23 protein-coding genes and 1 tRNA gene are annotated in these 25685 nt (G+C 62.1%); 11 read left to right on the top strand and 13 right to left on the bottom strand.

What is annotated here, in order from left to right:
- Positions 1–31 precede the first annotated feature (31 nt).
- On the top strand, positions 32–3115 hold the full coding sequence (locus tag ACO07J_RS03215) for a valine--tRNA ligase (protein ID WP_422026245.1): 3084 nt from the start codon (positions 32–34) through the stop codon (positions 3113–3115).
- Between the two features lie 57 nt (positions 3116–3172).
- Here the strand turns inward: ACO07J_RS03215 and ACO07J_RS03210 are convergent, their stop codons facing one another.
- The gene (locus tag ACO07J_RS03210) at positions 3173–3958 is read right to left on the bottom strand and encodes a crotonase/enoyl-CoA hydratase family protein (protein WP_422026243.1); all 786 of its coding nucleotides are present in this window, start codon (positions 3956–3958) and stop codon (positions 3173–3175) included.
- Positions 3959–4070: 112 nt separating this feature from the next.
- On the opposite strand from ACO07J_RS03210, the gene ACO07J_RS03205 reads away from it, so the two are divergent.
- Both ACO07J_RS03205 and ACO07J_RS03200 read left to right on the top strand, forming a co-directional pair.
- The gene (locus ACO07J_RS03205; protein WP_422026241.1) at positions 4071–5177 is read left to right on the top strand and encodes a pyridoxal phosphate-dependent aminotransferase; all 1107 of its coding nucleotides are present in this window, start codon (positions 4071–4073) and stop codon (positions 5175–5177) included.
- 56 nt (positions 5178–5233) lie between these two features.
- Complete coding sequence (locus ACO07J_RS03200) at positions 5234–5410, top strand: hypothetical protein (RefSeq protein WP_422026239.1); 177 nt, start codon at positions 5234–5236, stop codon at positions 5408–5410.
- A gap of 3 nt (positions 5411–5413) precedes the next feature.
- Here ACO07J_RS03200 and ACO07J_RS03195 read toward each other — a convergent pair whose 3' ends face one another.
- A complete protein-coding gene (locus ACO07J_RS03195) occupies positions 5414–6610 on the bottom strand; it encodes a pyridoxal-phosphate-dependent aminotransferase family protein (protein WP_422026237.1) in 1197 nt (398 codons plus the stop codon).
- Between the two features lie 160 nt (positions 6611–6770).
- Here ACO07J_RS03195 and ACO07J_RS03190 point away from each other — a divergent pair, with 160 nt between their 5' ends.
- A complete protein-coding gene (locus ACO07J_RS03190) occupies positions 6771–7454 on the top strand; it encodes a tyrosine-protein phosphatase (protein ID WP_422026235.1) in 684 nt (227 codons plus the stop codon).
- Positions 7455–7456: 2 nt separating this feature from the next.
- On the opposite strand, the gene ACO07J_RS03185 is transcribed toward ACO07J_RS03190, so the two are convergent.
- Positions 7457–8128: a TIGR04283 family arsenosugar biosynthesis glycosyltransferase gene (locus ACO07J_RS03185; RefSeq protein WP_422026233.1), complete on the bottom strand. Its 672-nt coding sequence runs from the start codon at positions 8126–8128 to the stop codon at positions 7457–7459.
- Positions 8129–8193: 65 nt separating this feature from the next.
- Between ACO07J_RS03185 and ACO07J_RS03180 the strand changes: the two genes are divergently transcribed.
- The gene (locus ACO07J_RS03180; RefSeq protein ID WP_422026231.1) at positions 8194–8925 is read left to right on the top strand and encodes a YgfZ/GcvT domain-containing protein; all 732 of its coding nucleotides are present in this window, start codon (positions 8194–8196) and stop codon (positions 8923–8925) included.
- Positions 8922–9722 carry a fructosamine kinase family protein gene (locus ACO07J_RS03175; RefSeq protein ID WP_422026229.1) on the top strand — a complete coding sequence of 267 codons (801 nt, stop codon included), beginning with the start codon at positions 8922–8924 and terminating at the stop codon, positions 9720–9722. The genes ACO07J_RS03180 and ACO07J_RS03175 overlap by 4 nt, the downstream gene beginning before the upstream one ends.
- A gap of 3 nt (positions 9723–9725) precedes the next feature.
- Here ACO07J_RS03175 and efp read toward each other — a convergent pair whose 3' ends face one another.
- On the bottom strand, positions 9726–10289 hold the full coding sequence (efp, locus tag ACO07J_RS03170) for an elongation factor P (RefSeq protein WP_422026227.1): 564 nt from the start codon (positions 10287–10289) through the stop codon (positions 9726–9728).
- Between the two features lie 218 nt (positions 10290–10507).
- On the opposite strand from efp, the gene ACO07J_RS03165 reads away from it, so the two are divergent.
- The gene (locus ACO07J_RS03165) at positions 10508–10840 is read left to right on the top strand and encodes a DUF6280 family protein (protein ID WP_300894422.1); all 333 of its coding nucleotides are present in this window, start codon (positions 10508–10510) and stop codon (positions 10838–10840) included.
- 198 nt (positions 10841–11038) lie between these two features.
- Positions 11039–12499 carry a cobyric acid synthase gene (locus tag ACO07J_RS03160; RefSeq protein ID WP_422026223.1) on the top strand — a complete coding sequence of 487 codons (1461 nt, stop codon included), beginning with the start codon at positions 11039–11041 and terminating at the stop codon, positions 12497–12499.
- Here ACO07J_RS03160 and ACO07J_RS03155 read toward each other — a convergent pair.
- From ACO07J_RS03155 to ACO07J_RS03145, 3 genes are all read right to left on the bottom strand, one after another.
- Positions 12496–13554: a hypothetical protein gene (locus ACO07J_RS03155; RefSeq protein ID WP_422026221.1), complete on the bottom strand. Its 1059-nt coding sequence runs from the start codon at positions 13552–13554 to the stop codon at positions 12496–12498. The two genes, ACO07J_RS03160 and ACO07J_RS03155, sit on opposite strands and share 4 nt — an antisense overlap.
- A 73-nt stretch (positions 13555–13627) precedes the next feature.
- Entirely contained in the window at positions 13628–15037 is a 1410-nt protein-coding gene (locus ACO07J_RS03150; protein ID WP_422026219.1) for a TolC family outer membrane protein, read from the bottom strand.
- A 30-nt stretch (positions 15038–15067) separates the two neighbouring features.
- Positions 15068–15721 carry a protein-L-isoaspartate O-methyltransferase family protein gene (locus tag ACO07J_RS03145; RefSeq protein ID WP_422026217.1) on the bottom strand — a complete coding sequence of 218 codons (654 nt, stop codon included), beginning with the start codon at positions 15719–15721 and terminating at the stop codon, positions 15068–15070.
- 147 nt (positions 15722–15868) lie between these two features.
- On the opposite strand from ACO07J_RS03145, the gene ACO07J_RS03140 reads away from it, so the two are divergent.
- Positions 15869–15942: transfer RNA gene (locus tag ACO07J_RS03140), tRNA-Cys, on the top strand.
- 74 nt (positions 15943–16016) lie between these two features.
- Here the strand turns inward: ACO07J_RS03140 and ACO07J_RS03135 are convergent.
- Positions 16017–16946 carry a tyrosine-type recombinase/integrase gene (locus tag ACO07J_RS03135; protein ID WP_422026215.1) on the bottom strand — a complete coding sequence of 310 codons (930 nt, stop codon included), beginning with the start codon at positions 16944–16946 and terminating at the stop codon, positions 16017–16019.
- Positions 16947–17237: 291 nt separating this feature from the next.
- Positions 17238–17834 carry a hypothetical protein gene (locus ACO07J_RS03130; RefSeq protein WP_422026213.1) on the bottom strand — a complete coding sequence of 199 codons (597 nt, stop codon included), beginning with the start codon at positions 17832–17834 and terminating at the stop codon, positions 17238–17240.
- Between the two features lie 644 nt (positions 17835–18478).
- Between ACO07J_RS03130 and ACO07J_RS03125 the strand changes: the two genes are divergently transcribed.
- Positions 18479–18853: an IS5 family transposase gene (locus ACO07J_RS03125; protein ID WP_422026211.1), complete on the top strand. Its 375-nt coding sequence runs from the start codon at positions 18479–18481 to the stop codon at positions 18851–18853.
- A 334-nt stretch (positions 18854–19187) separates the two neighbouring features.
- Here ACO07J_RS03125 and ACO07J_RS03120 read toward each other — a convergent pair whose 3' ends face one another.
- The 4 genes from ACO07J_RS03120 to ACO07J_RS03105 all read right to left on the bottom strand — a co-directional run bounded on the left by ACO07J_RS03120 (position 19188) and on the right by ACO07J_RS03105 (position 23928).
- The gene (locus ACO07J_RS03120) at positions 19188–19547 is read right to left on the bottom strand and encodes a response regulator (protein WP_422026209.1); all 360 of its coding nucleotides are present in this window, start codon (positions 19545–19547) and stop codon (positions 19188–19190) included.
- A 462-nt stretch (positions 19548–20009) separates the two neighbouring features.
- On the bottom strand, positions 20010–21563 hold the full coding sequence (locus tag ACO07J_RS03115) for a Fic family protein (protein ID WP_422026207.1): 1554 nt from the start codon (positions 21561–21563) through the stop codon (positions 20010–20012).
- Between the two features lie 823 nt (positions 21564–22386).
- The gene (locus ACO07J_RS03110; RefSeq protein WP_422026205.1) at positions 22387–22737 is read right to left on the bottom strand and encodes a hypothetical protein; all 351 of its coding nucleotides are present in this window, start codon (positions 22735–22737) and stop codon (positions 22387–22389) included.
- Between the two features lie 156 nt (positions 22738–22893).
- Entirely contained in the window at positions 22894–23928 is a 1035-nt protein-coding gene (locus ACO07J_RS03105; protein ID WP_422026203.1) for a GSU2403 family nucleotidyltransferase fold protein, read from the bottom strand.
- Between the two features lie 1040 nt (positions 23929–24968).
- On the opposite strand from ACO07J_RS03105, the gene ACO07J_RS03100 reads away from it, so the two are divergent.
- On the top strand, positions 24969–25673 hold the full coding sequence (locus ACO07J_RS03100) for a hypothetical protein (RefSeq protein ID WP_422026201.1): 705 nt from the start codon (positions 24969–24971) through the stop codon (positions 25671–25673).
- Positions 25674–25685 lie beyond the last annotated feature (12 nt).

Genomic DNA, 25685 nt, shown 5'->3' with positions numbered 1-25685 from the left:
CTGGAAGTAAGCAGCGCGGGGACCGCGACAGATGGCGATGGACAAGACATTCGACGCGACAGAGGCCGAGGGCCGCATCTACGACGCCTGGGAGAATTCCGGCGCCTTCAAGGCCGGCGCCAACGCCGCCGAAGGGGCCGAGACCTTCTCGATCATGATCCCCCCGCCCAACGTGACGGGCTCGCTCCACATGGGGCACGCCTTCAACAACACGTTGCAGGATATCCTGACCCGCTGGCACCGGATGCGCGGCCACGACACGCTCTGGCAGCCCGGGCAGGACCATGCCGGCATCGCCACCCAGATGGTCGTCGAACGCCGCCTTGCCGAGGACGGCAATGAATCCCGCCGCGAGATGGGGCGCGAGAAATTCCTCGAAAAGGTCTGGGAATGGAAAACCCAGTCCGGCGGCACCATCATCAACCAGCTCAAGCGCCTCGGCGCCTCCTGCGACTGGTCGCGCAACGCCTTCACCATGTCCGGTGCCCCGGGGGCGCCCGAGGGCGAGGATGGCAACTTCCACGACGCCGTGATCAAGGTCTTCGTCGACATGTACGACAAGGGGCTGATCTACCGCGGCAAGCGGCTGGTCAACTGGGATCCGCATTTCGAGACCGCCATCTCCGATCTCGAGGTCGAGAATATCGAGACGCATGGCCACATGTGGCACTTCAAGTACCCGCTGGCGGGCGGCGAAACCTACACCTATGTCGAGCGGGACGAGCACGGAAAGGTGCTCTTCGAGGAAGAGCGCGACTATATCTCCATCGCCACCACACGCCCGGAAACCATGCTGGGCGACGGTGCCGTCGCGGTACATCCCTCGGATGAGCGTTACGCGCCAATCGTCGGAAAACTCTGCGAAATCCCGGTCGGCCCGAAAGAGCATCGGCGCATGATCCCGATCATCACCGACGACTATCCCGACCCGAATTTCGGCTCCGGCGCGGTCAAGATTACCGGCGCGCATGACTTCAACGACTACGGCGTCGCCAAGCGCGGCAACATCCCCATGTACCGCCTTATGAACACCAGCGCCCAGATGCGCTCGGACGGGGCTGATTACGCCACCTGCGCCACCCGCGCCCAGGAAATCGCCAACGGCTCCGATTTCACCATCGAGGAGGTCGACACCCTCAACCTCGTCCCCGACGACCTGCGCGGTCTCGACCGGTTCGAGGCCCGCAAGAAGGTGGTCGAACAGATCACCAGCGAGGGCCTGGCCGTCGAAGTTGTAAATGATCAAGGCGAACCCGAGCCCTTTGTGGAAAACAAGCCGATCATGCAGCCTTTTGGTGATCGCTCGAAGGTCGTGATCGAGCCGATGCTCACCGATCAATGGTTCGTCGACACGCAGAAGATCGTCGGCCCGGCCATCGACTCCGTCCGCAAGGGCGAGGTCAACATCATGCCCGAGCAGGACCGCAAGGTTTACTTCCACTGGCTTGAAAACATCGAGCCCTGGTGCATTTCCCGTCAGCTCTGGTGGGGGCACCAGATCCCCGTCTGGTACGGGTTCGACCTCTCCAGCCCCGGCTTCCACGATGACGAGGGCGACGGCACGCTCGACCTGGTCGAGATGCTGCGCCTGCTGAACGAAGGGCACAGCAGCTACCTGATGGAATGCGCGCCCGATTTCGACGGGATCACAAAAGCTTACCACGACAAGCTCGCGTCGCTTCCGGTGCCGCTGCACTCGATGCAGGTGGTCGAGGTCAAGTCGCGCGACGAGGCGCTGCACCGCCTTGCCGAAAGCCTGGCGGACTACACCGCGTCGCAGGATCCCACGCATCTCGTCTACCCCGTCTGGCAGGATCCGGACGTGCTCGACACGTGGTTCTCCTCCGGCCTCTGGCCGATCGGCACGCTGGGCTGGCCCGAGGATACGCCCGAGCTGCAAAAATACTTTCCGACCAGTGTGTTGGTGACCGGCTTTGACATCATCTTCTTCTGGGTTGCCCGGATGATGATGATGCAATATGCCGTGGTGGGCGAACGCCCCTTCGATCACGTCTATGTCCACGCCCTCGTCCGCGACGAGAAGGGCAAGAAGATGTCGAAGTCCTTGGGCAACGTGCTCGACCCGCTGGAGCTGATCGAGGAATACGGCGCCGACGCCGTCCGCTTCACGCTGACGGCCATGGCCGCCATGGGCCGCGACCTGAAGTTGTCGACGCAACGTATTGCAGGATATCGGAATTTCGGCACCAAGCTCTGGAACGCCGCGCGGTTTGCCGAGATGAACGGCGCCACCGGGTCCGACGGTGCGATCCCGCAGCCCACCGCCACGGTGAACCGCTGGATCGTGGGTGAGACCGCCAAGGTCCGGGCCGAGGTCGATACCGCGCTCGAGCAGTTCCGTTTCAACGACGCGGCCAACGCGCTTTACGCCTTCGTCTGGGGCAAGGTCTGCGACTGGTATGTCGAATTCTCCAAGCCGCTCCTCCTCGACGGGGACGAGGCCACCAAGGCCGAGACGCAGGCGACCATGGCCTGGGTCATCGACCAGTGTCTTGTCCTCCTGCATCCGATCATGCCGTTCATCACTGAAGAACTGTGGGGAACCCTCGGAAAACGCGAAAAAATGCTGGTTCACGCCGATTGGCCGACCTACGGCGAAGAGCTGATCGACCGCGACGCCGACCGCGAGATGAACTGGGTCATCGACCTGATCGACTCGATCCGTTCGGCCCGTGCGCAGGTGCATGTGCCCGTGGGCCTGCATATCCCGATGCTGGTGACCCAGATCGACCCCGCCGCACAGGCTGCGTGGGACCGCAACGAGGTGATGATCAAGCGCCTTGCCCGCATCGACAGCCTGACGCCGGCCGACAGCCTGCCCAAGGGCTGCATCACCGTGCCCGCCGACGGCGCCAGCTTCGGCCTTCCCCTCGCCGACGTGATCGACGTGGAGGAAGAGAAGGCCCGGTTGGAGAAGACCCTCGGCAAGTTGGAGAAGGAACTGGGCGGCCTGCGCGGACGGCTCAACAATCCGAAATTCGTCGAGAGCGCGCCCGAGGACGTGGTCGAGGAGGCCCGCGAGAACCTCCGCGCCCGGAAAGAGGAAGAGGCCAAGATCCGCGCCGCGCTTGCCCGGCTGGCGGAACTTGGCTGACGTCGCACCGACGTAATACCGACAAAATACCGACGTTATACCGACGTTGGATTTTGCCTATTTGAACTCCGGATCGCGGCCCGCCATGTTGGCCGCGATCACCTCCATCTGGTCTGCCTTGCCGATCAGACTGGCCTGCTCCCGGCTTTCCTCCAGAAGCACCGCGTCCTCACCCGCGCCACTTTCGGCAAACCCGATCAGCCGCTTCGCCGCGCGCATGGCCGAGGGGCTTTTCTTGGCGATCTGCTGCGCAATTTCCTTTGCCCTGTCAAAGGGTTGTTCGTTGATCTCCGTCACCAGCCCCCAACGCTCCGCCTGCTCCGCCTCGATCGGTTCGGCGGTATAGGTCAGCTTCCGAATGACATCCGACCGCGCCAGTTTCGGCAACAGAACCATGCCCCCCATGTCGGGAATCAGCCCCCATTTCATTTCCATCACGGCCAGTTTCGTCCCCGGCGCCGCAATCCTGATGTCCGCCCCCAGCGCCAGTTGAAACCCGGCCCCAAACGCCACCCCCCGCACCGCCCCGATCACCGGCACCGGCACCTTCCGCCAGACCATGGCAACCTCTTGAAACAGATTGGTTTTTCCGTGCGTCCGCGGCATGATTCTGGCCTCGGGATCCCCCGCCGCAAGCTTGGCGAAACTCATCACGTCGAGCCCCGCGCAAAACGCCTTTCCCGCCCCCGAAATCACCACCGCCCGGATATCCGCGTCGACCAGGCTCTCCCCCGCCTCGACGATCCCCTCGGCCATTTCCATGTCGACGGCGTTCATCTTCTCGGGGCGGTTGAGGGTGACAAATGCAATCTTGTCAATGGTTTCGACGGTCACGCGCGGCATGGGGCATCTCCTTCTCTCCGCCCCATCAAACCGCGATTCCCGCCGCGCCGCCATCGAAACGTGACGGCATCCCGCCCTTGCAACCCCGCCACGACTGGTCTTATCTCCCGCCATGACAGGACCACGCTATACCGACCTCGTAACCTCCCTCCCCGCCAACGTGCCTTTCGTCGGCCCAGAGGAACAGGAACGCGCCCGCGGCGCCCCCTTCCGCGCCCGCCTCGGCGCCAATGAGAGCCTGTTCGGCCCCTCGCCCAAGGCGGTCGCCGCCATGCGCGAGGAGGCGGCGCAGGTCTGGAAATACGGCGATCCGACGAGCCATGACCTTCGCGTTGCCGTGGCGGCCCATCACGGCGTCGGGCTGGAGAACGTACTGATTGGCGAAGGGATCGACGGGCTGCTGGGGTATCTCGTGCGGCTGCTGATCGCGCCCGGGGATGCGGTGGTGACCTCCGAGGGGGCGTATCCGACGTTCAACTACCATGTCGCGGGCTTTGGCGGCGTGCTGCACAAGGTGCGGTACAGGGATGACCATGAAGACCCCAACCGCCTGTTTTCAAAGGCGAAAGAGACGGGCGCGAAGCTGGTCTACCTCGCCAATCCCGACAACCCGATGGGGAGCTGGCACAGTGGCGAGGACATCGCGGCGGCGCTGGATCAATTGCCCGAGGGATGCCTGCTGCTGCTTGACGAGGCCTATGTGGAGTTCGCCCCCGAAGGCACCGCCGCGCCGATCGCGGCGGATGACCCGCGGGTGATCCGGATGCGCACCTTTTCAAAGGCTTACGGGATGGCGGGCGCCCGGATCGGCTATGCCATCGGCGCGCCGGACCTGATCCGCAGCTTCGACAAGATCCGCAACCATTTCGGCATGAACCGGGTGGCGCAGGCCGGGGCGCTGGCGGCACTGCAGGATCGCGGCTGGCTCGATTACGTGTGCCGGAAGGTGGACGAATCGCGGCACGAGATCGCGCGGATCGCCTCGGAAAGCGGCATGGCGGCGCTGCCTTCGGCGACGAATTTCGTGGCGGTGGATTGCGGCCGGGACGGGGCGTTCGCGACGCAGATCCTCGAGGCGCTGGTGGCGCGCGGGGTCTTCGTGCGCAAGCCGTTCATCGCCCCCCAGGACCGGTGCATCCGCATCAGCTGTGGCCGGCCCGAGGACATGGCGGTGCTGGCCGAGGCGCTGCCCGAGGCCCTGGTCGAGGCGGGCGGATAACCGCCATCGCGGATTATTGACTCTGACGGACCCCGAACGCGCAGTAAACTTCGCGCATGAAAAAGGGTGTGCTGCCAGAAGCCCCGAATTACACCAATGCCGCGCTGGTCATGGCACTGGTCAATTTGCTTTGGATTTTCATGGTCTTGTGGGCCGTCTTTGGCCTGCCCGTGGTGCTGGCGATCAGCTACGGGCTGAACCTTCTGATTACCCGGATCGGGCACCGCGCCTGAGACTCACCCCGCCGCCAGCGTGGCCGCCGCCGCCTCGACCGCGCCCGACCCGTGGGGAATGTCGAGGGCGGTGAGCCCGGCCTCGATCGTCGCGAGGACGCCGAGGACCATGTGGGCGTTGACGTGGCCCATGTGGCCGATGCGGAAATAGCCGTCGCCCTTCGGGTCTTCCTCGGTGCCCATGCCGAGGCCGATGCCCAGCGTGACGCCGGCATTCGCCTCGAGCCATTGCCGGAGGCGTGTGCCGTCGGGCGCATCGAGTGCCAGCGAGGTGACGGCATGGCTGCGATGGGCGCGGTCGGCCACGTTGAGCCGGAGCGCCCCCGCCTGCCCCCAGACCTCGCAGGCGGTCCAGATGGCGCGCGCGAGCTTCTCGTGCCGGGCCCAGACCCCCTCGATCCCCTCGGCATGGATCATGTCGAGCGCGGCGCGCAGGCCGTAGATGTGGTGCGTGGGGGCGGTGCCGCCGAAATACTGGTAGAACATCTCCGGTTCGGCCCGAAGCCGCCAGTCCCAGTAGCGGGAGACGCGTGGCAGGGCCGCCCGCGCCTCGGCTGCACGGGGGTTGAAGAAGACGAAGCCCAGCCCCGGCGGCACCATGAAGCCCTTCTGGCTGGCGGCGACGGCGACATCGACGCCCCAGGCGTCCATCTCGAACCGGTCGCAGCCCATCGAGGCGATGCAGTCGGCCATCAGCAGCGCCGGGTGGCCCGCCGCGTCGATCGCCTGCCGGACGGCGGCGATGTCGTTGCGGGTCGAGGTGGAGGTGTCGACATGGGTGGCGAGCACCGCCTTGATCCGGCGGTCGGTGTCGGCGCGCAGGGCGTCCTCGACCCGGTTGGGGTCGATGGGCGTCCGGCGGCCGAAATCGATCAGGTCGACCTCGACGCCAAGCGTCTCGGCGATCTCGGCCCAGCCGAGGCCGAAGCGCCCGGTCGCGGGCACCAGCACGCGGTCCCCCGGCACCACCACGTTGGCGAGCGAGGCCTCCCACGCGCCGTGGCCGTTGGCGATGTAGATGGTGGCGTGGCCTTCGGTCCGCGCCACACGTCGCAGGTCGGGGATCAGGCTGTCGGTGACATCCACCACCTCGCCCGCGTAGATGTTGGGCGCGGTGCGGTGCATGGCGCGCAGCACCTCCTCGGGCATCACCGAGGGGCCGGGAATGGCAAGGTAGGGGCGGCCGCCTGCATCGCTCATGTCACTCTCCTTCAAGGGGTCGGCGGGACTTTACGCCGCGCGCCGGGGGCGTCAATCGGCGATCACACGGGTTGCCTTGCGGTCAGGTTGCCCCTAGATGAACGCGGCCCCCGGGGCGAGACCCACGGGCGGGACAGGTGAACGGAGCGCACGGACCCTCATGAAGCTGATCAAACGGATTGCCGACTGGGAGCGGGGTCTGCGCGCCTATTACAATACCGACCTGTCGACACCGGAGAACCGGCGGCGGGCGAATATCTACAACCTGTGGTTCGATCATGCCGTGCTGCGCAAGGTGTGGACGAATTTCTTCCCCGTGGCGCCCGGTGTCTACCGGTCGAACCAGCCGACGCATGAGCGGTTCGTCAAGCTCAAGGCGATGGGGATCAAGTCGATCCTGAACCTGCGGGGGGCGGGCGGTGCGGCGCATTACCTCGTGGAGGAGGAAAGCTGTCGGCAACTGGGGCTGAAGCTGGTGAACGTGACGTTTCACGCCCGCCACGCGGCCCCGCGGGAGGATATCCTGAAGGTGATCGACGCGTTCCGGACGATCGAGAAGCCCTTCGTCATGCATTGCAAGTCGGGGGCCGACCGGGCCGGGTTCGCCTCGGCCATCTACCTGATCGTGATCGAGGGGCGGCCGGTGTCGGAGGCGCGGCGGATGTTGACGGCGAAGTATATCCACTTTCGCTGGACCAAGACGGGCGTGCTCGACTACATCCTCGATCTTTACGAGGCGCGGCAGGCCGAGACGGGGATTTCCTTCGAGGACTGGGTGCGCTCGGAATACGAGTTCAAGGACGTGCAGAAGACGTTCAACGAGACGAAGCGGTCATTCTTCTGAGATCAGTAGCGGCGGGCGAGGCGTTCCGGGTCTGCCCCCGCGAGGTAGCGCAGCAGAAGGGACAGGTTGCGTGCGCCGCGCCGCAGCCAGCCGTCGCGGCGGTACCTGTCGGCGCTGGTGGTGACGGTGGCGGGCAGGATTGTCAGGCGGCGGCCCAGGTTTCGGGCCATGGCGACGTCTTCCATCAGGGGCTGATCCGGGTAGCCGCCGGTGGCGTCGTAGTCGGCGCGTGAGATCAGCAGGCCCTGGTCGCCATAGGGCAGGTGAAAGAGGCGCGAGCGCAGGTTGGCCCAGCCGGCCACCACGGCGGCGGCGGGGCCGGAGGTGTCGAATTGCAGCCGGAAATGTGCAGGGTTGCCGGTTGGCAGGTGCGCGAGGACGATATCGGCCCAGCCGGGCGGCAGGACGGTGTCGGCGTGGAGGAACAGGAGCCAGTCGCCCTGCGCCGCCTCGGCCCCGCGCCGCAATTGGCCGCCGCGCGAGGGTGCGCCGGTGACGACCTCCGCCCCCGCCTCCCCGGCGATGGTCAAGGTCGCGTCGTCCGAGCCGCCGTCGGAGATCACCAGTTCGCGGATCAGCCCCGCCGACAGCCCCTCGGCCAGCGCCGGCAGGCTGCGCGCCAGTGCTGTTTCGGCATTCAGGGTCGGGATGACGACCGACAGTTTCGCGCGCATGACTCTCCCCTGTTGTCGCCGCCGGTGGCACCTATATTACGGAAGGGACAGAAACGGGAGACGCGATGACACGCGCAATCTATGAAATCACCGGCAGCGATGCCGAGCATTTCCTGCAAGGGCTGGTGACCAACGATGTCTCGAAGCTGCGCGAGGGGCCGGTCTATACCGCGCTGCTGACGCCGCAGGGCAAGTATATCGCCGATTTCATCCTTGTCCGGCGGGGCGAGGCGATCCTGCTGGATGTTGACAGTTCGCTGGCCGAGGACCTCGTGAAGCGGCTGAGGATGTACAAGCTGCGCTCGGACGTGACGATCGAGGAGAGCCCGCTGAAGGTGTTCCGAGGCACCGGGCCCGCGCCCGAGGGCGCGCTGGCCGATCCGCGCCATCCGGAGCTGGGCTGGCGGATTTACGGCGACGAGGAGGGCGATGACGGCACCGATTTCGATGCCATCCGGGTGGCCCATTGCATCCCCGAGACGGGGGTGGAGCTGACGCCGGACACGTTCATCCTCGAGGCCGGGTTCGGCCGGCTGAACGGGGTGGACTTCCGCAAGGGCTGTTACGTCGGGCAGGAGGTGACCGCACGGATGAAGCACAAGACCGAGCTGAACAAGGGGCTGGTACCGGTGATGGTTGAGGGCGAGGCGCCGGTGGGCGCCGAGATCACCGCCGACGGCAAGCCCGCCGGAACGCTTTACACCCAGGCCGGCGGGCGTGGCATCGCCTACCTGCGGTTCAACCGGGCAAAGGGTGAGATGCAAGCGGGCGAGGCGACCGTCACCTACGCGGAATGAGCCTTCAGGCGCAGGTCGAGGCGGCGCTCGGGCGGGGAGTGACCCGGATGGTGGCCCTGCACGGCGGCGACCTGTCGGACGTGGCGCGTGCGGAGCTTGATTGCGGCGGGCAGGTGGTGGCCAAGACCGGGGCGATGGTGGAGCGCGAAGCGCGGATGCTGCGGGCGATGCAGGCCGCCGGGACGCCGGTGCCGGGGGTGCTGTATGCCGGGCCGGGGCTGATCCTGCTGGAGCATCTGGAGGAAACGCCGCCCGGCCCGGAAAGCTGGCGTGCGCTGGGGGCGGCGCTGGCCTTGCTGCATCAGACGGACGGTGAAAGCTATGGCTGGGCCGAGGATTACGCCTTCGGACCGGTCGAGATCCGCAACGGTTTCAAGGACACATGGCCCGCCTTCTGGGCCGATAACCGGCTGCGGCCGTTTCTAGACGCGGTGCCGAGGGAGATGGCGGCGCGGCTGGAAGGACTGTGCGCGCGGCTGCCGGAGCTGCTGCCGGAACGGCCCCGCCCTGCCCTGCTGCATGGCGATATCTGGACGGGGAACGCGCTTTTCTCGGGCGATGCGGCCTATCTCATCGACCCGGCCTGTTATCACGGCGACGGGGAGGTCGACCTGGCGATGCTGCACCTGTTCGGGCAGCCCCCGGCCGAGTTTCTGGAGGGCTACGGCGCCCTGCGTGACGGCCACGAAGATCGCCGGCCGGTCTACCAGCTTTTCCCGGCGCTGGTTCACCTGCGCCTTTTCGGCGCAGGCTATCGCGGGCTGGTCACGCGTTTGCTGAATCGCGCGGGCGTCTGAGGGTCAGGCGCGCTCGGCGTATTCCATCGTCTCGGTGTTGACGACGATATCCTCGTCGGGGCCCACGAAAGGCGGGACCATGACCTTGACGCCATTGTCGAGCACCGCGGGCTTGAAGCTGTTCGCCGCTGTCTGGCCTTTGACCACCGGTTCGGTCTCGACCACCTTGCAGATCACCTTCTGCGGCAGCGTGGCGTTCAGCGCCTCGCTTTCGTAGAATTCCACGGTGATGGTCATGCCGTCCTGCAGGAACGGGCGGCGTTCGCCGAGGATGTCGGCGGGCAGTTCGATCTGTTCGTAGCTTTCGGCATCCATGAAGATCAGCATCCCGTCGCTTTCGTAGAGGAATTGCTGGTCCTTCTGCTCGAGGCGCACCCGCTCGACCTTGTCGGCGCTGCGGAAGCGTTCGTTCAGTTTCGAGCCGTTGCGCAGGTTGCGCATTTCGACCTGGGCAAAGGCGCCGCCCTTGCCCGGTTTGACGTGTTCGACCTTCACGGCGCTCCACAGACCGCCGTTATGTTCCAGCACGTTGCCGGGGCGAATTTCGTTTCCGTTGATCTTGGGCATCGTGACTTTCCCATGTCAAAAGGTTGATCATATTTGGCACATCCCTATATCTGGGGATGCAAAGGTGGGCAAGACGACGAAATCTCGTGCTGCAGGTGCAGAATGATATGCAGAAATTGCAACCGAGCTATGCAGCACAGGGCTATCCGAATCGAACAAACTTCGTCATAACCATCGCCACGCCGAAAAGACAAGAGCAATAAAAGCAAGGACGAATCATGAAAGATTTCGTTGACGGCACGGCCTTCAATGCCGAACAGGGCAACCGTGCTCGCAAACTTTTCGCGGCTGTCGTACTGGCCGCGCTGGACGATGCCATTTCTGACGACAAGAAATATGGCAACGGTCCTGAACAGATCGCCCGGTGGGCGCGCTCGCGCGACGGGCGCGAAGTGCTGAGCTGTGCCGGCATCGACCCCAACGAGCGGGTTGTGACCGGCCTGATGGAATTCGTGTCGAAAGGTGTTCGCACCTCTGTCGCGCTGTCGCGCGAGGAAAGCGAGCGCCGCAATGCTGCCGCGGCCCTGGCCGCACATGCCGAAGCTGCCTGACACTTCTTTTTCCTGACTTGACGAAAAGGCCCTGCCCCTGCGGCAGGGCTTTTTCATTTCCGGGTGGTATTCCGCGGGGTTAGGCGCCGAAGCTCGCGTGGAAACGGCTGCGGCGTGACGGGGCCGGTTGGCGCTTTCATGGCTTCCCCTGCGCCCGCCCGGCTAGTATCACGGCACGGCGCAGGATGAGGGTGCGGCATGGCGAAAGCGATCATGATACAGGGCGCGGGGTCGAACGTGGGGAAGTCCATGATCGTCGCCGGGCTGGCGCGGGCCTGTGCCAATCGCGGGCTGGACGTGGCACCGTTCAAGCCGCAGAACATGTCGAACAACGCCGCCGTTACCGTGGACGAGGGCGAGATCGGGCGGGCGCAGGCGTTGCAGGCGCTGGCCGCGCGCAAGCCCGCGCATACCGACATGAACCCGGTGCTGCTGAAGCCCGAGACGGATACCGGCGCGCAGGTCATCGTGCAGGGCAAGCGGTTCGCCACGCTGAAGGCACGGGATTACGCGGAACGCAAACCCAGCCTTCTGAAAGCCACGCTGGAGAGTTTTCGCCGGCTCGGCCGCGATGCCGATATCGTTCTGGTCGAGGGCGCCGGGAGCCCGGCCGAGATCAACCTTCGGGCCGGGGACATCGCCAACATGGGGTTCGCCGAGGCGGCGGGCGTGCCGGTGATCCTTGTGGGCGATATCGACCGCGGCGGCGTGATCGCCCAAATCGTCGGCACCCAGGCGGTGCTGGAGCCGGGTGATGCCGGGCGGATAAAGGGCTTTGCCATCAACAAGTTCCGCGGCGACGTTCGCCTGTTCGACGAGGGGCTGGCGGAGATCGAGCGGCGCACCGGCTGGCCATCGCTGGGCGTGCTGCCGTGGTTCGGCGATGCCTGGCGCCTGCCGGCCGAGGACGTGATGGACCTCAAGAACCGCCCCGGCGGGCGGTTCAGGGTCGCCGTGCCGCGGCTGGGCCGGATCGCCAATTTCGACGACCTCGACCCGCTGTCGGGCGAGCCGCATGTCACGGTCGAGATCATTGAGCCGGGCCGCCCCCTGCCCGGCGATGCCGACCTCGTGCTGATCCCCGGCAGCAAGTCGACCATTGCCGATCTCGCCCATTTCCGCGCGCAGGGCTGGGATATCGACCTGGCGGCCCATATCCGGCGCGGCGGGCACGTGATGGGGATCTGCGGCGGCTACCAGATGCTGGGCCGGACGGTGGCCGATCCCGAGGGGATCGAAGGCGCGCCGGGCGAGGTGGCGGGGCTGGGGCATCTCGACGTGACGACGGTGATGCGGCCCGAGAAGCACCTCTCGCTCACGCAGGCCACCTATCGCCCGACCGGGGGCACGGTCGAGGGCTACGAGATCCACCTGGGCGAGACCGCGGGGCCCGATTGCGCGCGGGCATGGCTGGATATCGGCGGGCGGCCCGAGGGGGCGGCCAGTGCGGACGGGCGCGTGCGGGGCTGTTACCTGCACGGGCTGTTCGCGTCGGACGGGTTCCGGGCGCGATACCTGGAAGAACTTGGCGCGCCGTCGGACCTGTCCTTCACCGATAGCGTCGACCAGGCGCTCGACGCGCTCGCGCGCCATATCGAGGCGCATTTCGACGTGGATCTGCTATTGAAGCTGGCAGAGCCGGTGGGGGCCGACGCCTAGTCGATCCCCTGGCTCATCAGCGCGCGGTGGATCTCGCGGCGCACCAATTTGCGGACGTTGCGGGTGATCCGCTCGCCCAGCGCGCCCTGAAGCTCCTGACGGACAATCTCGCTCACCATGTCGCGCAGGGCCTCCTCGTCGAGGACGGCGTCATCGGCATACCAGGCCTCCTCCGTTGCGGTCCTTTGCGTCGGGCGATCATCTTCGAGGCTGTCGGGCTCGACCATCGCGGCGGGCGATGCCTCGAATTGGTCCTGGGCCAGCGGGGCCTCGGGCCCTGTCTCCGGCTCGGGCTCCGGGTCGAAGGCATAGGCCGAGAGGTCTGCGGCGGTGTCGTCCTCCTCCTCGACGTCCTGCCAGGGCAAGGGCGATTGCGGGGCGGCGGCGTAGTCGTCGTCCGAGTCGCCATCCGGCTCCCACTCGTCGTCGCGTTGGGCGACGGCGCTTTCGAACCCGGCGATACGGGCTTCGAGCTCCTTCAGGTCGATCTCGTCCGCGGCGTCGTCGGCCATGTCCTCGGGATCGGCGCTACGTGCCTCCGGCTCCGCATCCAAGTCCTCGGACAACAGGCTTTCGGACAGCGCAGGCTCGTCATCGGCCGCGTCCCAGTCATCGGTCAGCGCGGCGCCGGTGTCGGCCTCCGCGGTCTGTTCTTCGGCGGGCTCGTCCCCGCCCTGCCCCGCCTGCGGTGCCTCGTCATCGTCGTCGCGAAATCCGCTGCGGATAAACTGTGGCAGGTCCTTCAGGATCTCGGCATCGGCATCATTGCCCTGCGCGCGGGCCTCGACAATCTCGGCATCCTCGATCCCGTCGAATCGGCCCTCGTCCCACTGGCGCGCCTCGGGCGCTTCGATGTCCATGTCGGCGGGGGTGCTGTCGTCGTCAGGCTCGTCCACCCGCTGTGCCGGGGTCAGTACCAGTCGGGGCGCCTGCTGGCGCGGCGCGGCCGGTGCCGCCTGGCGCTGTTGCGCGGCGTCGCGGTCATCGGCGGACACGAGTCGACGTATGGAGGACAGAACGTCTTCGATTTCGACATTCGTTACAGGGTCTGACATTGCTCAATTACCATTCTTGCCTGCGGGCAGTTTACCGCCCGGGGCCATTTCGCACAACAATTTAGGGAGGATTCTATTCTTTCCCTAGCGCGCGCAACACACGGTCGAGTTTCTGGCCCTGCGGGCTGATCGGCACCGGGGCGTCCTTCACGAGGTCGTAATAGGTCGCGGGGTCATAGGTGCGGACGTTCAGGCGCAGATCTTTCGCCGTCAGCTCGCCGATGGTTTCCAGCACGGTATAGGCCGCGATGTAGAGATCCGTTTCGGCCGAAATCAGGCCCGCCTGGGCGTCGAGCAGCTCCTGCTCGGCGTCGAGCACGTCGAGCGTGGTGCGGGCGCCGAGCTTGGCCTCCTCCCGCACGCCGCGGAAGGCGACGCGGGCGGCGCGGACCTGTTCCTGGCCGGCCTGACGGCTGGCCTGGGCGGCGCGGAGGATGGCATAGGCGTTGCCCACATCCTCGATCACCTGCTTGCGGGCCACGTGCAGGGCACCGCGCAGCGAGTCGGCCTGTGCCATCGCCTGCCGCTTGGCCGAGCTGAGCAGACCGCCCTGGTAGATCGGGCCCGAGACGGTCACGCCGATGCTGCCCGAGCGGGTGTAGTCGGTGCCGTCGATCTCCTCGCCAGCGCCAAGGCGGGTGGTCAGATTGACGCTGGGTTTCATCGCGGCGGCCGCCGCGGCCACGGTCAGGTCGGCGGCGGCCACATCATACTGGGCCTTGCGCATGTCGGGGTGATTGCGCACGGCAATGGCCTTGGCGGCGTCGATGTTGCCGGACAGGTTCGGCAGGCTTTGCGGCGCGCGCAACTGGCCCGGGGCGCGGCCCACGGCGTTGCGATATTCCTCGACTGCCTGGGTAAGGTCGCCCTGTGCCGAGGCGAGGCCGCTTTGGGCCGAGGCCAGCCGCGCTTCGGCCAGCGCCACGTCGGTGCGGGTCACCTCGCCCACCTCGAACCGGTCATTGGCGGCGCGCAGTTCCTGCCGCAGCAGGCGCAGGTTGTTCTGGCGGACCGAGACCAGCTCGCTCGTGCGGCGGACGTTCATGTAGGCGGCGACGGCCCGCAGCAGCACCTGCTGTTCGATGTTGCGCAGCGATTCCCGCGTGGCGAGCACGGTTTCCTTGGCGGCCTGCAGGCGCAGGTTGGTGCGCCCGAAATCGAACAGCAGCAGGTCGAGCGAGATGCCGACATTCAGGTCGTTGCTGTCGGCGCCGCCGGTGATGCCGCCCGCCCGGGTGGTGCCGAAGGTGCGGGTGATGTCGGCGGACCAGTTGATGATGGGGCGAAGTTCCGCGACGATCTGGGCGACGCTTTCGTCGGCGGCCCGGAGCAGCGCCCGGTTCTGTTCCAGAAGGCCGCTGTTCTCGTAGGCGCTGACCAGCGCGTCGGCCAGGGTTTCAGCGCTGGCGGCAAGAGGATGCACCAGACCGATCATCAGGGCCGAGACGGCACCGAAAACGCGCGACCTGAACGGGATTTTCATATCAGCGCTCTCCTGCCGTCCTGATTATCGTCAAAGCGTGAATGCGGTATGACGCTCGAAACCCGGCAGCACGGGGGCGCCGGCATTGAAAGCAAAACGCCACGTCATCCTGCCGTCGATCTTGTAGCCGATGCGTACCGCGCCCAGGGTGCCTTCCATGAAGAGACAGGCGATGCGGCCGCCATCCTTCAGCTGGTCGGTCAGGGTCTCGGGCAGGTGCGCGACGGCACCCTCGACGACGATCACGTCGAACGGCCCGTGTTCGGCGGCGCCTTCGGTCAGGGGGCCTTCGTGCACGGCGACATTGTCGGCGCCCAGTTCGGGCAGCAGGGATTGCGCCTCGCCGGCCATCTCGGCATCTTCCTCGACGGCGACGACGGCCTGCGCCATATGCGCGATCACGGCAGCGGAATAGCCCAGCGCACTGCCGATATCGAGCACCAGCTCATCCTGCCGGATATCGAGCGAGTCGAGGATCTTGGCCAGCGTCCGCGGGTCGAGCACCACCCGGTTGCCGCCGAGATCGACGTTGTCGCCCATGTAGGCGGCTTCCCGAAGGTGGTCGGGCACGAACGCCTCTCTCGGGACGGACAGCATGGCGTTGATGATCGGAAACTTGGTCACGTCGGAGGGTCTGACCTGGGTGTCGACCATCATCGTCCGGCGGGCAGCGTAGTCGGTCATGTTGCTAAACTCTTGCGTTCAGTCCTGTCCTGAATGTTCTGACACATATCCCCCGGCCCGACAATGTCAATCAACCCCGAAAGCCACGCTGTCGGGCCTTGCGGAAGGCGGAGCGATCATATAATTCGATGCAACCACTTGAGAGACGGCGAGTTGGCGGAGTGGTGACGCAGCGGATTGCAAATCCGTGTACACCGGTTCGATTCCGGTACTCGCCTCCAAACAAAATCAACAGCTTAGCCCCCAATGATGACTGCGCGGCCCCGACGGTTTACAGCACCGTTTACAGTTTTGTTCATGATCTATCCTTTTTCGCGCTTGCCAATTTGACCAGGACAGCATCGGTTTCACCCGGAGACACCCGCGCGTAGTGTTCGATCACATTTGCCGCGTGCCGAAGCGACCACCCCATGTGACTTGCAATCTGCGAGAGACTGAGCCCGGCATCGAGAAGCCTTGTCGCTGCTGTTCCCCGGCAATCCTGCAGGCGCAAGTCGCGACTCAGTCCCGCCTTGTCGCGCCACTGCCTCAACCCTTCGGATGCGCGATGCTCGGTCAACTGCCGTCCGCTCGCATTCGCAAGTATCAACATCCGGTCCCACGGTGTGCTGTCGATCACATTTGCCAAGGCGGGCGTGATCGGAATATGAGCCACGCGACCGCGTTTGCTGGTTCGCACCCTCAACCGTCGTCCCTGCGGTGTCTCTTCAACCGAGTTCCGCGTCAGCTTGATCAGATCCCCTGGCCGCAATCCTGTTTCGCAAGCGGCACATAACAGCCTTCGCACCCATTCCGGAGCCTTGGCATCGATCGCCTCCCGATCTGACTGGGTCCAAACGACCTCGGAGCGATCGACATCGTAGAGCCTGGGCAGCTTGTGACAATGATGTTCAGACAGGTGACCCTCTTCGACAGCCCAGTTCAGCACACGTACTGCGTGCGTTCCTGCCATGTCATGCTGCTTCGGAGAATGTTTCCATTGCGCACGCCAGGCATTGACTTCCCCTCTGGAGGCGCGCTCTTCGAAAATGATGGCCGGCGCATCATGAAAGTGCGTTGCAAATCGCTGAAGCCATTTGCGCTGATCGGCGAATGACCGCGGGGACTTTGCCCGGGCTGCACTTGACAAGAACAGATCCACCATGCTGGCCGTCGTCAGCGTTGCGGGTTTGGGCCGATTGATTGCCTCGGCGAATGCCAAATGGAAATCCGGGTCTTTCGGCATGGGGATCTCGTCGACCCAGAACCTCGGACCGCCCCTCCAAGCATAGAAATGATAGCGGCTCCTGCCGCTTGCCAGCTTTCGCCGGACACGGTGTACGCCCTTAGGAAGCGGCACGTGCCGCCTTCCATTTCTCAAGTGGGGTTACATTCTCGCCCCCCTCGCCTTTGCCGACGGTGATGGAGACATGTCCGTCCGGCGTTGTCTCGATGCAGAAGGACGCGAAACCTTCGGCTCTGAGCAGCCTCGCAAGGCCGGCAACGTCTTCAGCTTTTGGCAGATGTGGGCGGGGCATCAGGCACCCTCCGTGACATCATAGATCCATTTCAGCACCGGTCCGCGGATAGAGGCTGCAATCACCACCGGCGGACGGGCGGGTTTATTCTCTTGGAACAGTTTCAGTTCTCCAAACCAGGCGAACCCGAGTTTCCTTTTTTCCAGTTCCCAATCATAGCTTAATTCAGGCGGCCCACCTCTCTCGATAGAAAACAGCACCCGCTTAGCTTCCAGCCTTTCTTCGCCGAGCCACCGAGCCACTTCACACAGGACCGCGAAAAAGTTTCTTCCGTAGAGGCCTTCCTCCTCTTCTCTAAAATCACTTCCGAACAAGGGCTTACGTTTCATTATAGGTACGTATTCGTCATCAGGATTTGCGGCCGCGCAATAATGCTCCAAGCGCTTAACCTCTTCCGCGGCATCGGTCAGCTTTTCTACACCAGCCCAGGCGCAGACGATCTGTATTCCCTCCATCAGGTTGATATCAGGGCGCGACCGACCACGTGCAATCTGTCGAAGCCCGCCCTTTGCCAAGGCCCGGTCCACCGTGGCAAGCTCGGTCCGCTCCACTTTCATTGCCAAAGCTAGGCCAGAAACAAATTCCACCGGGGTCAAAGCGCGTATCCTTCAATTCGACCTCACTAGGATATAACTTTTTCACTCCAAGTCAACCACGGGAAATGAACATGCCGATTTCCTACGCCATGTGAGGAAGCAGCAAGTCTGCCTCGCTCGCCTCCATCCTGCCATCGGCCGAAAGGACTGGGATACGTTCGCTTTCAGATTGCAGGAGCGATCGAGAAGGAAGTGCGCGAAAACGCAATCGCCAGGCCTGTCGGTCAGCCAGGACATCGCCCGGCGCCCGAAGGGCAGCTATCGCCCCGATGACGAATAAACGCGGAGGAACTTAGCAACCCAGAGGGATGGATGCTTGGTGAGCGACCACCATGGGCGTTTCGTCCGAGATTTGGTCAGACGGCCGGCACACATCGGAGCGGGTAATCAGAGCGTAGACGACAGCGATTGGAAGCAGAACAGCTATGACCTTGGTCAAAGGCGCATCAGGTTTCATAGCTGTCTCCGGTCTACTATCGCTCCTCCCTTGCAAACGCATCTTTTGACCATCCGGCCAAAAAACAAGATCCGCAGAAATACTAGGCTTTTACTTCACGTCAAGGTGGAATTTTCTGAATCCGTGGACAATCAAGCTTTTCTTCCGGTCTGATGTTTGTTTCAAGCATCCAAAATGGAGGTTTGAGTTGAGTGACCAGCGGATGGTGGTGACGGATAGGGTGTGGCAACGGCTCGAAGGGCACGTGCCGGGGAAGGCCCTCGATGCCGGAGCAACCGCAAAGGATAATCGCCTGTTTCTGGAAGCGGTTTTCTGGCGTGTGCGGACGGGATTGCCTTGGCGCGACCTGCCGCGTGAGTTCGGGAACTGGAACAGTCAGTTCCGGCGATTTCGGCGATGGGCAGAGGCGGGCGTTTTTGAGGGGCTGTTTGATGCAATGCGGGATGATCCGGATTTCGAGTATGCGCTCATCGACGGCACCATCGTTCAAGTCGACCAGAAGTCCGCAGCCGCAAATGGAGGCCTCAGGCTCAGGCCGTCAGGCGCTCGCACGGTCGGCTAACAACCAAGATCTTGGCGCTTGTGGAGGCGCTTGGCATCCTCGTGCGGTTCCTGTTGCTACCAAGACAGGCGCTGACTGAAAGGGGCAGTTCCGCTGATCAGGGATGCTCCGGTCGGCGCGTTACTGGCAGAAAGTGGCATTTGACGAAAACTGGTCGTTGGGGCACCGGGAAGCGCGTGGCGGGACTGCGGCAATCCTGCCGAAGTTAAAGCGAAAGCATCGTCAAGACCATGATGCGGACGTCTTTGAACGCTGGCATTCGGTAGAGTGCCACTTCATTGCAAAATGGGCAGCACCCCCCCAAGTCAAAACGCTCTTGAGCCGACGCGCAGTCTTATTGCGGCATCTGTTCAAGTTGCGATTTCACCTTCGACCGCAACACCTCCGGCTCGATCGGCTTTGACAATATGATCGCCGCATTTTCTCCAAGCGACGCATACTTTTCCAAATCTCGCGATCTCGCACTGAGGAGAAAAACGGGAATCTGCTCAAATGCCGCCATTTGTCGTAATTCGTGGACGAACTCCAAGCCGCCCATATCGGGCATCATGATATCCGTAATGACAAGATCGGGCGCGACGTCTTCAATCGAGGCAAGCGCATCTCTTACGTGTTTGCGAGATGTAACCTGGTATTGCTCTTCGTCCGCGAACACGGTCTGAACAAAATCGAGGAATACTGCGTCGTCATCCACATGGAGGATTCGAAAGGTCACGGGGGCACCCAATCATAGCTTACAGCATTTGTGGCTTTCCTCAGAACACCAAGCCAATGAACGGCATGTAGCATGAAGACAATTCAACTCAATGCAACCATGTTCTCTGTTTTGCCCGGTCCACCTTGGCGAGCTCGGTTCGCTCCACGTCCATGACCGAAATCAGGCCAGACACGAATTCCACAGGGGTCAAAGCGCGTATCCTTCAATTCGACACCAATAGGTCAAAAAAGTTTCTATTCCAAGTCAACTGCATCAATCTGCGTGGCACAAATATTTCGAAGCGCGCAGGGAAACCGGATGGAAAGCTACAGGTTGGCACCTATGCGCCGCTGGAAATGACCGAAGCGATCTTGTCGACGCAAGGTAGCGTCCAAGTGGGCCACGTCCAGAAATCCGCACTTCAACGTCTACAAAGAGGGCCCGCTCAAACCCACGCCTTCATTCCGGCAGCGTGGCCTGCTGATTGCCGTCCATCGCCGCTTTCACAAGCTCGCCGAGAATTCCGGCGAACGGCCGGATATCATTGTGAACGCTCGCCTCTTCGAGCGCAGCCATATACGCATCGCGTCTTTCAACGGGAACGACCGTCCAGGGATAACCGCCCGCGCCCAGCATAAGATTCATTAAAAAGCGTCCCATCCGCCCGTTCCCGTCCGTATAGGGATGGATATAAACAAAAACAAAATGTCCGAGCACGACCCGAACGGCGGGGTCGGCTTCTTCCGTCAGAAGCTCGAAAAACAGCGGCATGGCATCCCGCACTGAGTCCGGCGATGGCGGTACATGCATAGAGCGCCGAATAAACACCGAACCGCCCCTGTAACCCGCCAGATCCGCAGGCCGAAGTAAACCAGCCGTTACGCTTGGGGCAAAGAGAGCGCGATACCACGCGCCGTGATCGTCATCGGCCACGGACCCAGGGTTCTTTCCCTTCAGGACTGCACCGAGGCTTTTCAGGACTTCCTGATAGGCAACCCAATACCCCCGCGCTGCCAGAGCGTCCCGATGCTCGCGATCCCGCTCATCGGCTTCGGGGTTCCAATCACCGCTCCTTACCTTTTCGAACAGCGCAGGCGACACACGGTAGCCTTCGATGGAAAGGGAATGATAGGCATCGGTGACATAGGTGTCGCTGACCCGCTTCAGATAGGCATCGATGTCGTTCGGCTTGCCTGGAGCTTCAGGAAAACGTTCGATGATCCGTTCTCGCATCTCACTCCACATGAGACGAATGCGACCCGCATAGGGCGAAACCTCCCGGCGCAAAATACGCAGCGGCGATTTGGTTTCGAAAGGGTCTTGTTCCCGAACATCATAGTCAGCGGCACGCATCGCACTGAGGATGTCATCAGCGACACGATCTCTTCCGACGTTACGGAAAGCACCCGCAAGCCGTCCTGCGACAGTGCTGTGTCCTCCTTCCAGAAGAATACCCAGAACCTCCGACGCATCTTGAATACTGGCCAGCACCGCGCGGGCATCCACCGCACGTTGCTGAAAGAACCCGGGCGACACAGAGGTCAGCGCAGCGGGGAGGGAAAAGAGCCGCAGGCCGTTCATCTCGACGATTTCTTGCGCAGGAGGAAGGCTAGCACGAATGTCGAAGAGCGATGTATCGAACGGAAGAGCGGTCGGTTTATTACCTCCCTTCGGGGCGCGAACGCCGAGCTGGCGTGGCACGGTCTGATTGCCCGCATGCAGCGCAATAGACTGCTCGGGCGAAAGGCACCATTCATCATCGAAGCGCGTCCGAAGGTAGGCCGCACAGAATGACCAGAACGCAGCATACCACGCCGTGCTTTCCCCAGCCGTCTCGTCAGGGCGCGCGGGTATGTACCAGCCCTTCATGACCTCTTGCAGGAAGCCGTTCTTCACGAGGCGTTCTCGATGCATGCGTATGAGATCAGCCGAACGGATGGCAACAGTACCGTCGTCCTGTAGCGCCTTCAGCGCCTCCAGGGCTTCGGCCAGTTTTTCTTGCGGTGTCGCCATGCGCTCGATCTTACCTCAACTTTTTGCCGCTCTCTTGTTAGGTTATTGCGTTGTACAGAAATTAGGTTTTTGCGTCTACCTCATGTTAGGTGTTCGCGTCGTGCTCTCGTCAGGCTATCATCCCGCCGTACCCCTTCCAGCTCGGACTAAACCAGGAACCAGGAACCAGGAACCAGGAACCAGGAACGGCATGCTTCACAGGTACCCGATCGTGCAACGATGCTCCGCTCACGAAGGGATCGAAACGGTTCAAAGTCGGCGTCTTCGGACACACGACCACACCCGCTCCTTCCCCCCGCAAGCAAGAGAAGGCCCGTCATTAAATTTGCCGTATCCACGTGCTGCCTGATATCGGAGGCCAGCCGCTTCCCCGCAGAGTTCTCATCTGCCCCCGACCCGCCGACGCCGCCAGGCGAACCGGCGGGTCGGGGATCAAGTCCCCGGTCTGATACAAAATAGCAGGAAAGATCTTTCCCGTTCATCTATCTGGATCGTGCCGGTGGGTTTCGTTGGCACGTTTCTGCTCTAGCCTAGACGGAGCCGGATCAAGAGCGGGTCGGGTGAAGTCCCCGGCAAACAGTCACCTTTGATGGCCGGCAAGTGACAAGCCGTGGCGGACACCTCTTTCGTCATCTGACCGCCGACGGAATGTCGACTTCGAGACAGGCAAAGGTCCCGGATAAACCCTTGCATCCAAGGATACACAACCAATTGCCTCCGTCAACCTGGAATGAATAATATTCACACCAATACAAGGAGCCGCGTAACTCGGCATAACCTTGGGGATAGAGCATCCTCGAAACAAAAGCATGCCATACAATATCTACCGCACCTCGTTGCTTGCGAACCAGGCTGCAGCTTTGGCGAGCAGGTCACGCTCCTCCCGCATCTCCTTTAGCTCACAACGCAACCGTTGCAATTCATCAGTTTCCTGCCGCATCTCGAATTCTGACGCTTGCCCACTCGGCCGCTCAGCCCGTTCCATGCTGTTGTCTCCTGAATCAACTTCGGGCGGGCAATCAAAGAGCGCTACGCTTTCGCGCCAACCGCTGTACTTTCGACCGAAGTAACGACTGGCAAAACGGGTAAACCCATACTTCTGCACGTACTCCGCGATTACTTCTTCTGCTTGGGCCAACTGGCCGGGAGTGGCTATTTCTGCTGGTTCTGTCATGACCGATTTCTACAGCGGCACGGGTTAACAAACCGTTAAAGTCGGTTTATCTGCACCGTTTTCAACTGGAGTCTTAGGCCTGAACCAGGTGGAAAAGAGCAACGACTTGTAGAAGACCAACAAGTGCCGCTCGAGGTTGGGCAGGCATCAGCTCCCTCAAGGCTGGTTCAGATTCAGCAAAACCTTCCTTGCCCCGGGCATCTTGGAAAGCGCTCTGTCGATCCGATCCCTCCAGCCTCTCCCCTCGTCCAAAGCTTCGCTGTAGGCCCATCGAAGCTCATTTGGCCGGTCATCTGCCAGAACATGAATAAGAAATTCCGCCTGCATGCGGTCCTTTCTCGCCTTTTGGGGATTTGGCCCCTGACCTCTTCGCTCGGACACAATAAGCTTGTGAATTGCATACCGCTCCGGCCGGGGGATCTTCACCAGAACCCCAGACCTGTAGTTCAATACCGCATCGATCGGCTGGCGAATCAAATAGTTCAAGTGGTTCAGGCATTTCGCGGACACTCCCAGTGCCGGCAATCGCTTGGTCGGCTCCTCGCTTCCGAATGACGGGGTAAGGAACTCCACAACGGCATCCCCCTTTGTCTGCGCCCACTTCCACACGTGCTCGCTTGCCAGACTTGGCACCGGTTTGAACTCGAGACATCTGAAAATCTCGTCTGCACTCGGATTTGCCAAGTCTGTCTCGGCGATGGCGACGCTGAGGCGCTCGAAGCCTGCGATGTCGATATCATCGGTAAAGGCACCAAGCTCGACGTCCAATCTCACTCCGAGCTCGCCTTCGTAGGCTCGAAACGCATGTGTCCCGACCACGACACCGCCAAGGCGAAAGAAACCAGCTTTTGAAAGCGCGGAGAACAACGAACCAGTTGTTCTGTCGAGGCGCAGGAACCGATCGGCATTCATCAGTCTGATGAGATAGGCCATCCGTTCTTTCCGAGCAGCAGCGTCTTCCTGGTTCGCCTTGTGATCTTCGATGAAAGACCTCAACTGCGTACTGTCTTCTCCGAGATAGCTCTCGTGCACGGAGTCACCGACCCTGTAGCGATCATACCAGTACTGGCGCCCGCTTCTCTTGCGCAAGGTGGGCGCTCCCTTGATGCCTGAAACATCCTCCATCACATGCTTCTCAAGCAGATCGATGTAGGCAGTCGTCGAGGCCATCGAATGACGTTTGATTTCCAACTTTACCACACAAAATATCTCGTGTGTGGCAATGCCACAATAGATGGATCCAGTCAAGCCACACCACACAGTATTTAATGTGTGTGGCAAAACCCAGATTTAGGAACCAGGAACGCCATAACCGCCCTCCCCTTCGAAGCGGATGGATCGCCGATGACCCAGGCTGGACAAAACGGTTTTCCGTGCAGCCGTTTCGCTCACGCCGGGAACCAGTGAGCAAAGGCGAGAACCAGTGAGCGGAACAGGGAACAAACCGAGATCGAAGCCTCGAAAGACTGCGACCCGCAAGACCTGCTCAGGCAGGAACCAGCAGGACCGACGGCTCTCACCGTGAAGCAAAAAAGACATATCTAAAATAGGCAGGTGGCTCGCCACCTGCCTATTTTAGATACACGCGCGTGTATAATTTTATTATTTAATACAACAACTTAATATCCTATTATACAAGAATATAACATGTTCTTTCTTTCCTGACAATATGGAATGAATCTTTTTTACCCTTTACCTTACTCCTTCTCAAGGAACTCTCTACGGCGAGGCTACGCCTCTCCTTGAGTTCCTTGAGAAGGAGTAAGCAAAAAACATGGAAAGAAGAGCTACACAGAATCTATGGAAAGTAGAGGCTAACTACCAGGCGCGCGCGAGGGGCCCGGCTCAATCCAGCACCAACCAGCGCCGATCGCCGGTTCGGGCCGAAACACACCGCACCAGGGATCCCTTTTCCACTCGGCGCCCCACTCGACCGCATGCAGAATCCCGGTAAAATCAAGGGATACCCCTGAGAGCCACGGAGAGTCCCGTTGAGAGGCCTTGGATCTTTCAGCTATGTCGGGACAAAAACGAGAGCAGAGCGCCTCCAGAGGCGCTCTCCGTGGCTCTCAGAGGCAGTGAGGCGCCCTGGTTCGGATGGCAGAGACGAAGTGCATCCCGATGTTCGAGGGCACTCCGCACCAACAACATTTACAACAGGAGCATTCCGTGCGAGGTAATATGACGCACGCAACTACCCCTTTCCGATGGTGAGCGTGAAAGGAAGTATGATGTTGCAGAAACTTGTGAATATCATTGTGGCCCACATTCTACTGGCTCCACAGTTCGCAGGTGCAGCGCTGGCGTGTACCGAGTTTAAACCGCCGAGCATGTGCGACGACCCCGCCCACCAAGAAGCTTTCTGGATCGGCGAATATTCGGGCGAACAACTGTTTTTCGAGATGACGATCAATGGCAATCGATTTGACCCGCCGCTTGAGACAAAGGGCAAGCTTACCCTGTTCGACATGGAGGGTCGGCTCGGATTTGCCGGTGATGGCGCTTTCAGAGGAGAGGCGAAACTCGGCCCTCTGCATAGTGGGGACGAGGCGCTTCAGAACCGCGAGGGGTTCGAATTCCTGTTCGACAAGAACGTCAAAGGGAGCCTTCGCCGGCAAGAAGGCAAGTATTGTACGTTCGAGTTCTGGCCGCGTTGGGCAGGAACTTATAAACCTCCCCAGTCACCGACGATGAACATCGAACTGATCGGAATGACGGCAACCACCGTTCTGGGTCATGTTTTCTACGATGGTGTGCAAAACGGAAACCTCATCCATATCTCCTCCAAATTTATCCTACAGCGTGAGAGTGTGGACGTATCCGGTTGGAAAACCGTGACACATCCGGACGACTCTTTATCTTGCCGCTCGCGATGCCTGCGTCCCGGTGTCGACCTCGAGACCAGTAGTGTCTGGGGGGATTGCCCGACTGATTGAGGGGCAGATCGA

The organism is Roseovarius sp., assembly GCF_965228755.1.
Lineage (GTDB): Bacteria > Pseudomonadota > Alphaproteobacteria > Rhodobacterales > Rhodobacteraceae > Roseovarius.
Note: the sequence above shows the minus strand (reverse complement) of the source record. Positions and strands in the feature narration are given on the sequence as shown.

What these genes read in the sequence shown, in the direction of transcription:
- ACO07J_RS03115 (WP_422026207.1), bottom strand. Translation starts at nt 21,563, where the DNA reads ATGGCGACACCGCAAGAAAAACTGGCCGAAGCCCTGGAGGCGCTGAAG.
- ACO07J_RS03190 (WP_422026235.1), top strand. Translation starts at nt 6,771, where the DNA reads ATGAAGCTGATCAAACGGATTGCCGACTGGGAGCGGGGTCTGCGCGCC.
- ACO07J_RS03205 (WP_422026241.1), top strand. Translation starts at nt 4,071, where the DNA reads ATGACAGGACCACGCTATACCGACCTCGTAACCTCCCTCCCCGCCAAC.
- ACO07J_RS03210 (WP_422026243.1), bottom strand. Translation starts at nt 3,958, where the DNA reads ATGCCGCGCGTGACCGTCGAAACCATTGACAAGATTGCATTTGTCACC.
- ACO07J_RS03185 (WP_422026233.1), bottom strand. Translation starts at nt 8,128, where the DNA reads ATGCGCGCGAAACTGTCGGTCGTCATCCCGACCCTGAATGCCGAAACA.
- ACO07J_RS03175 (WP_422026229.1), top strand. Translation starts at nt 8,922, where the DNA reads ATGAGCCTTCAGGCGCAGGTCGAGGCGGCGCTCGGGCGGGGAGTGACC.
- ACO07J_RS03165 (WP_300894422.1), top strand. Translation starts at nt 10,508, where the DNA reads ATGAAAGATTTCGTTGACGGCACGGCCTTCAATGCCGAACAGGGCAAC.
- ACO07J_RS03155 (WP_422026221.1), bottom strand. Translation starts at nt 13,554, where the DNA reads ATGTCAGACCCTGTAACGAATGTCGAAATCGAAGACGTTCTGTCCTCC.
- ACO07J_RS03195 (WP_422026237.1), bottom strand. Translation starts at nt 6,610, where the DNA reads ATGAGCGATGCAGGCGGCCGCCCCTACCTTGCCATTCCCGGCCCCTCG.
- ACO07J_RS03110 (WP_422026205.1), bottom strand. Translation starts at nt 22,737, where the DNA reads ATGACAGAACCAGCAGAAATAGCCACTCCCGGCCAGTTGGCCCAAGCA.
- ACO07J_RS03215 (WP_422026245.1), top strand. Translation starts at nt 32, where the DNA reads ATGGCGATGGACAAGACATTCGACGCGACAGAGGCCGAGGGCCGCATC.
- ACO07J_RS03135 (WP_422026215.1), bottom strand. Translation starts at nt 16,946, where the DNA reads ATGCCGAAAGACCCGGATTTCCATTTGGCATTCGCCGAGGCAATCAAT.
- ACO07J_RS03100 (WP_422026201.1), top strand. Translation starts at nt 24,969, where the DNA reads ATGTTGCAGAAACTTGTGAATATCATTGTGGCCCACATTCTACTGGCT.
- ACO07J_RS03150 (WP_422026219.1), bottom strand. Translation starts at nt 15,037, where the DNA reads ATGAAAATCCCGTTCAGGTCGCGCGTTTTCGGTGCCGTCTCGGCCCTG.
- ACO07J_RS03180 (WP_422026231.1), top strand. Translation starts at nt 8,194, where the DNA reads ATGACACGCGCAATCTATGAAATCACCGGCAGCGATGCCGAGCATTTC.
- ACO07J_RS03160 (WP_422026223.1), top strand. Translation starts at nt 11,039, where the DNA reads ATGGCGAAAGCGATCATGATACAGGGCGCGGGGTCGAACGTGGGGAAG.
- efp (WP_422026227.1), bottom strand. Translation starts at nt 10,289, where the DNA reads ATGCCCAAGATCAACGGAAACGAAATTCGCCCCGGCAACGTGCTGGAA.
- ACO07J_RS03200 (WP_422026239.1), top strand. Translation starts at nt 5,234, where the DNA reads ATGAAAAAGGGTGTGCTGCCAGAAGCCCCGAATTACACCAATGCCGCG.
- ACO07J_RS03145 (WP_422026217.1), bottom strand. Translation starts at nt 15,721, where the DNA reads ATGACCGACTACGCTGCCCGCCGGACGATGATGGTCGACACCCAGGTC.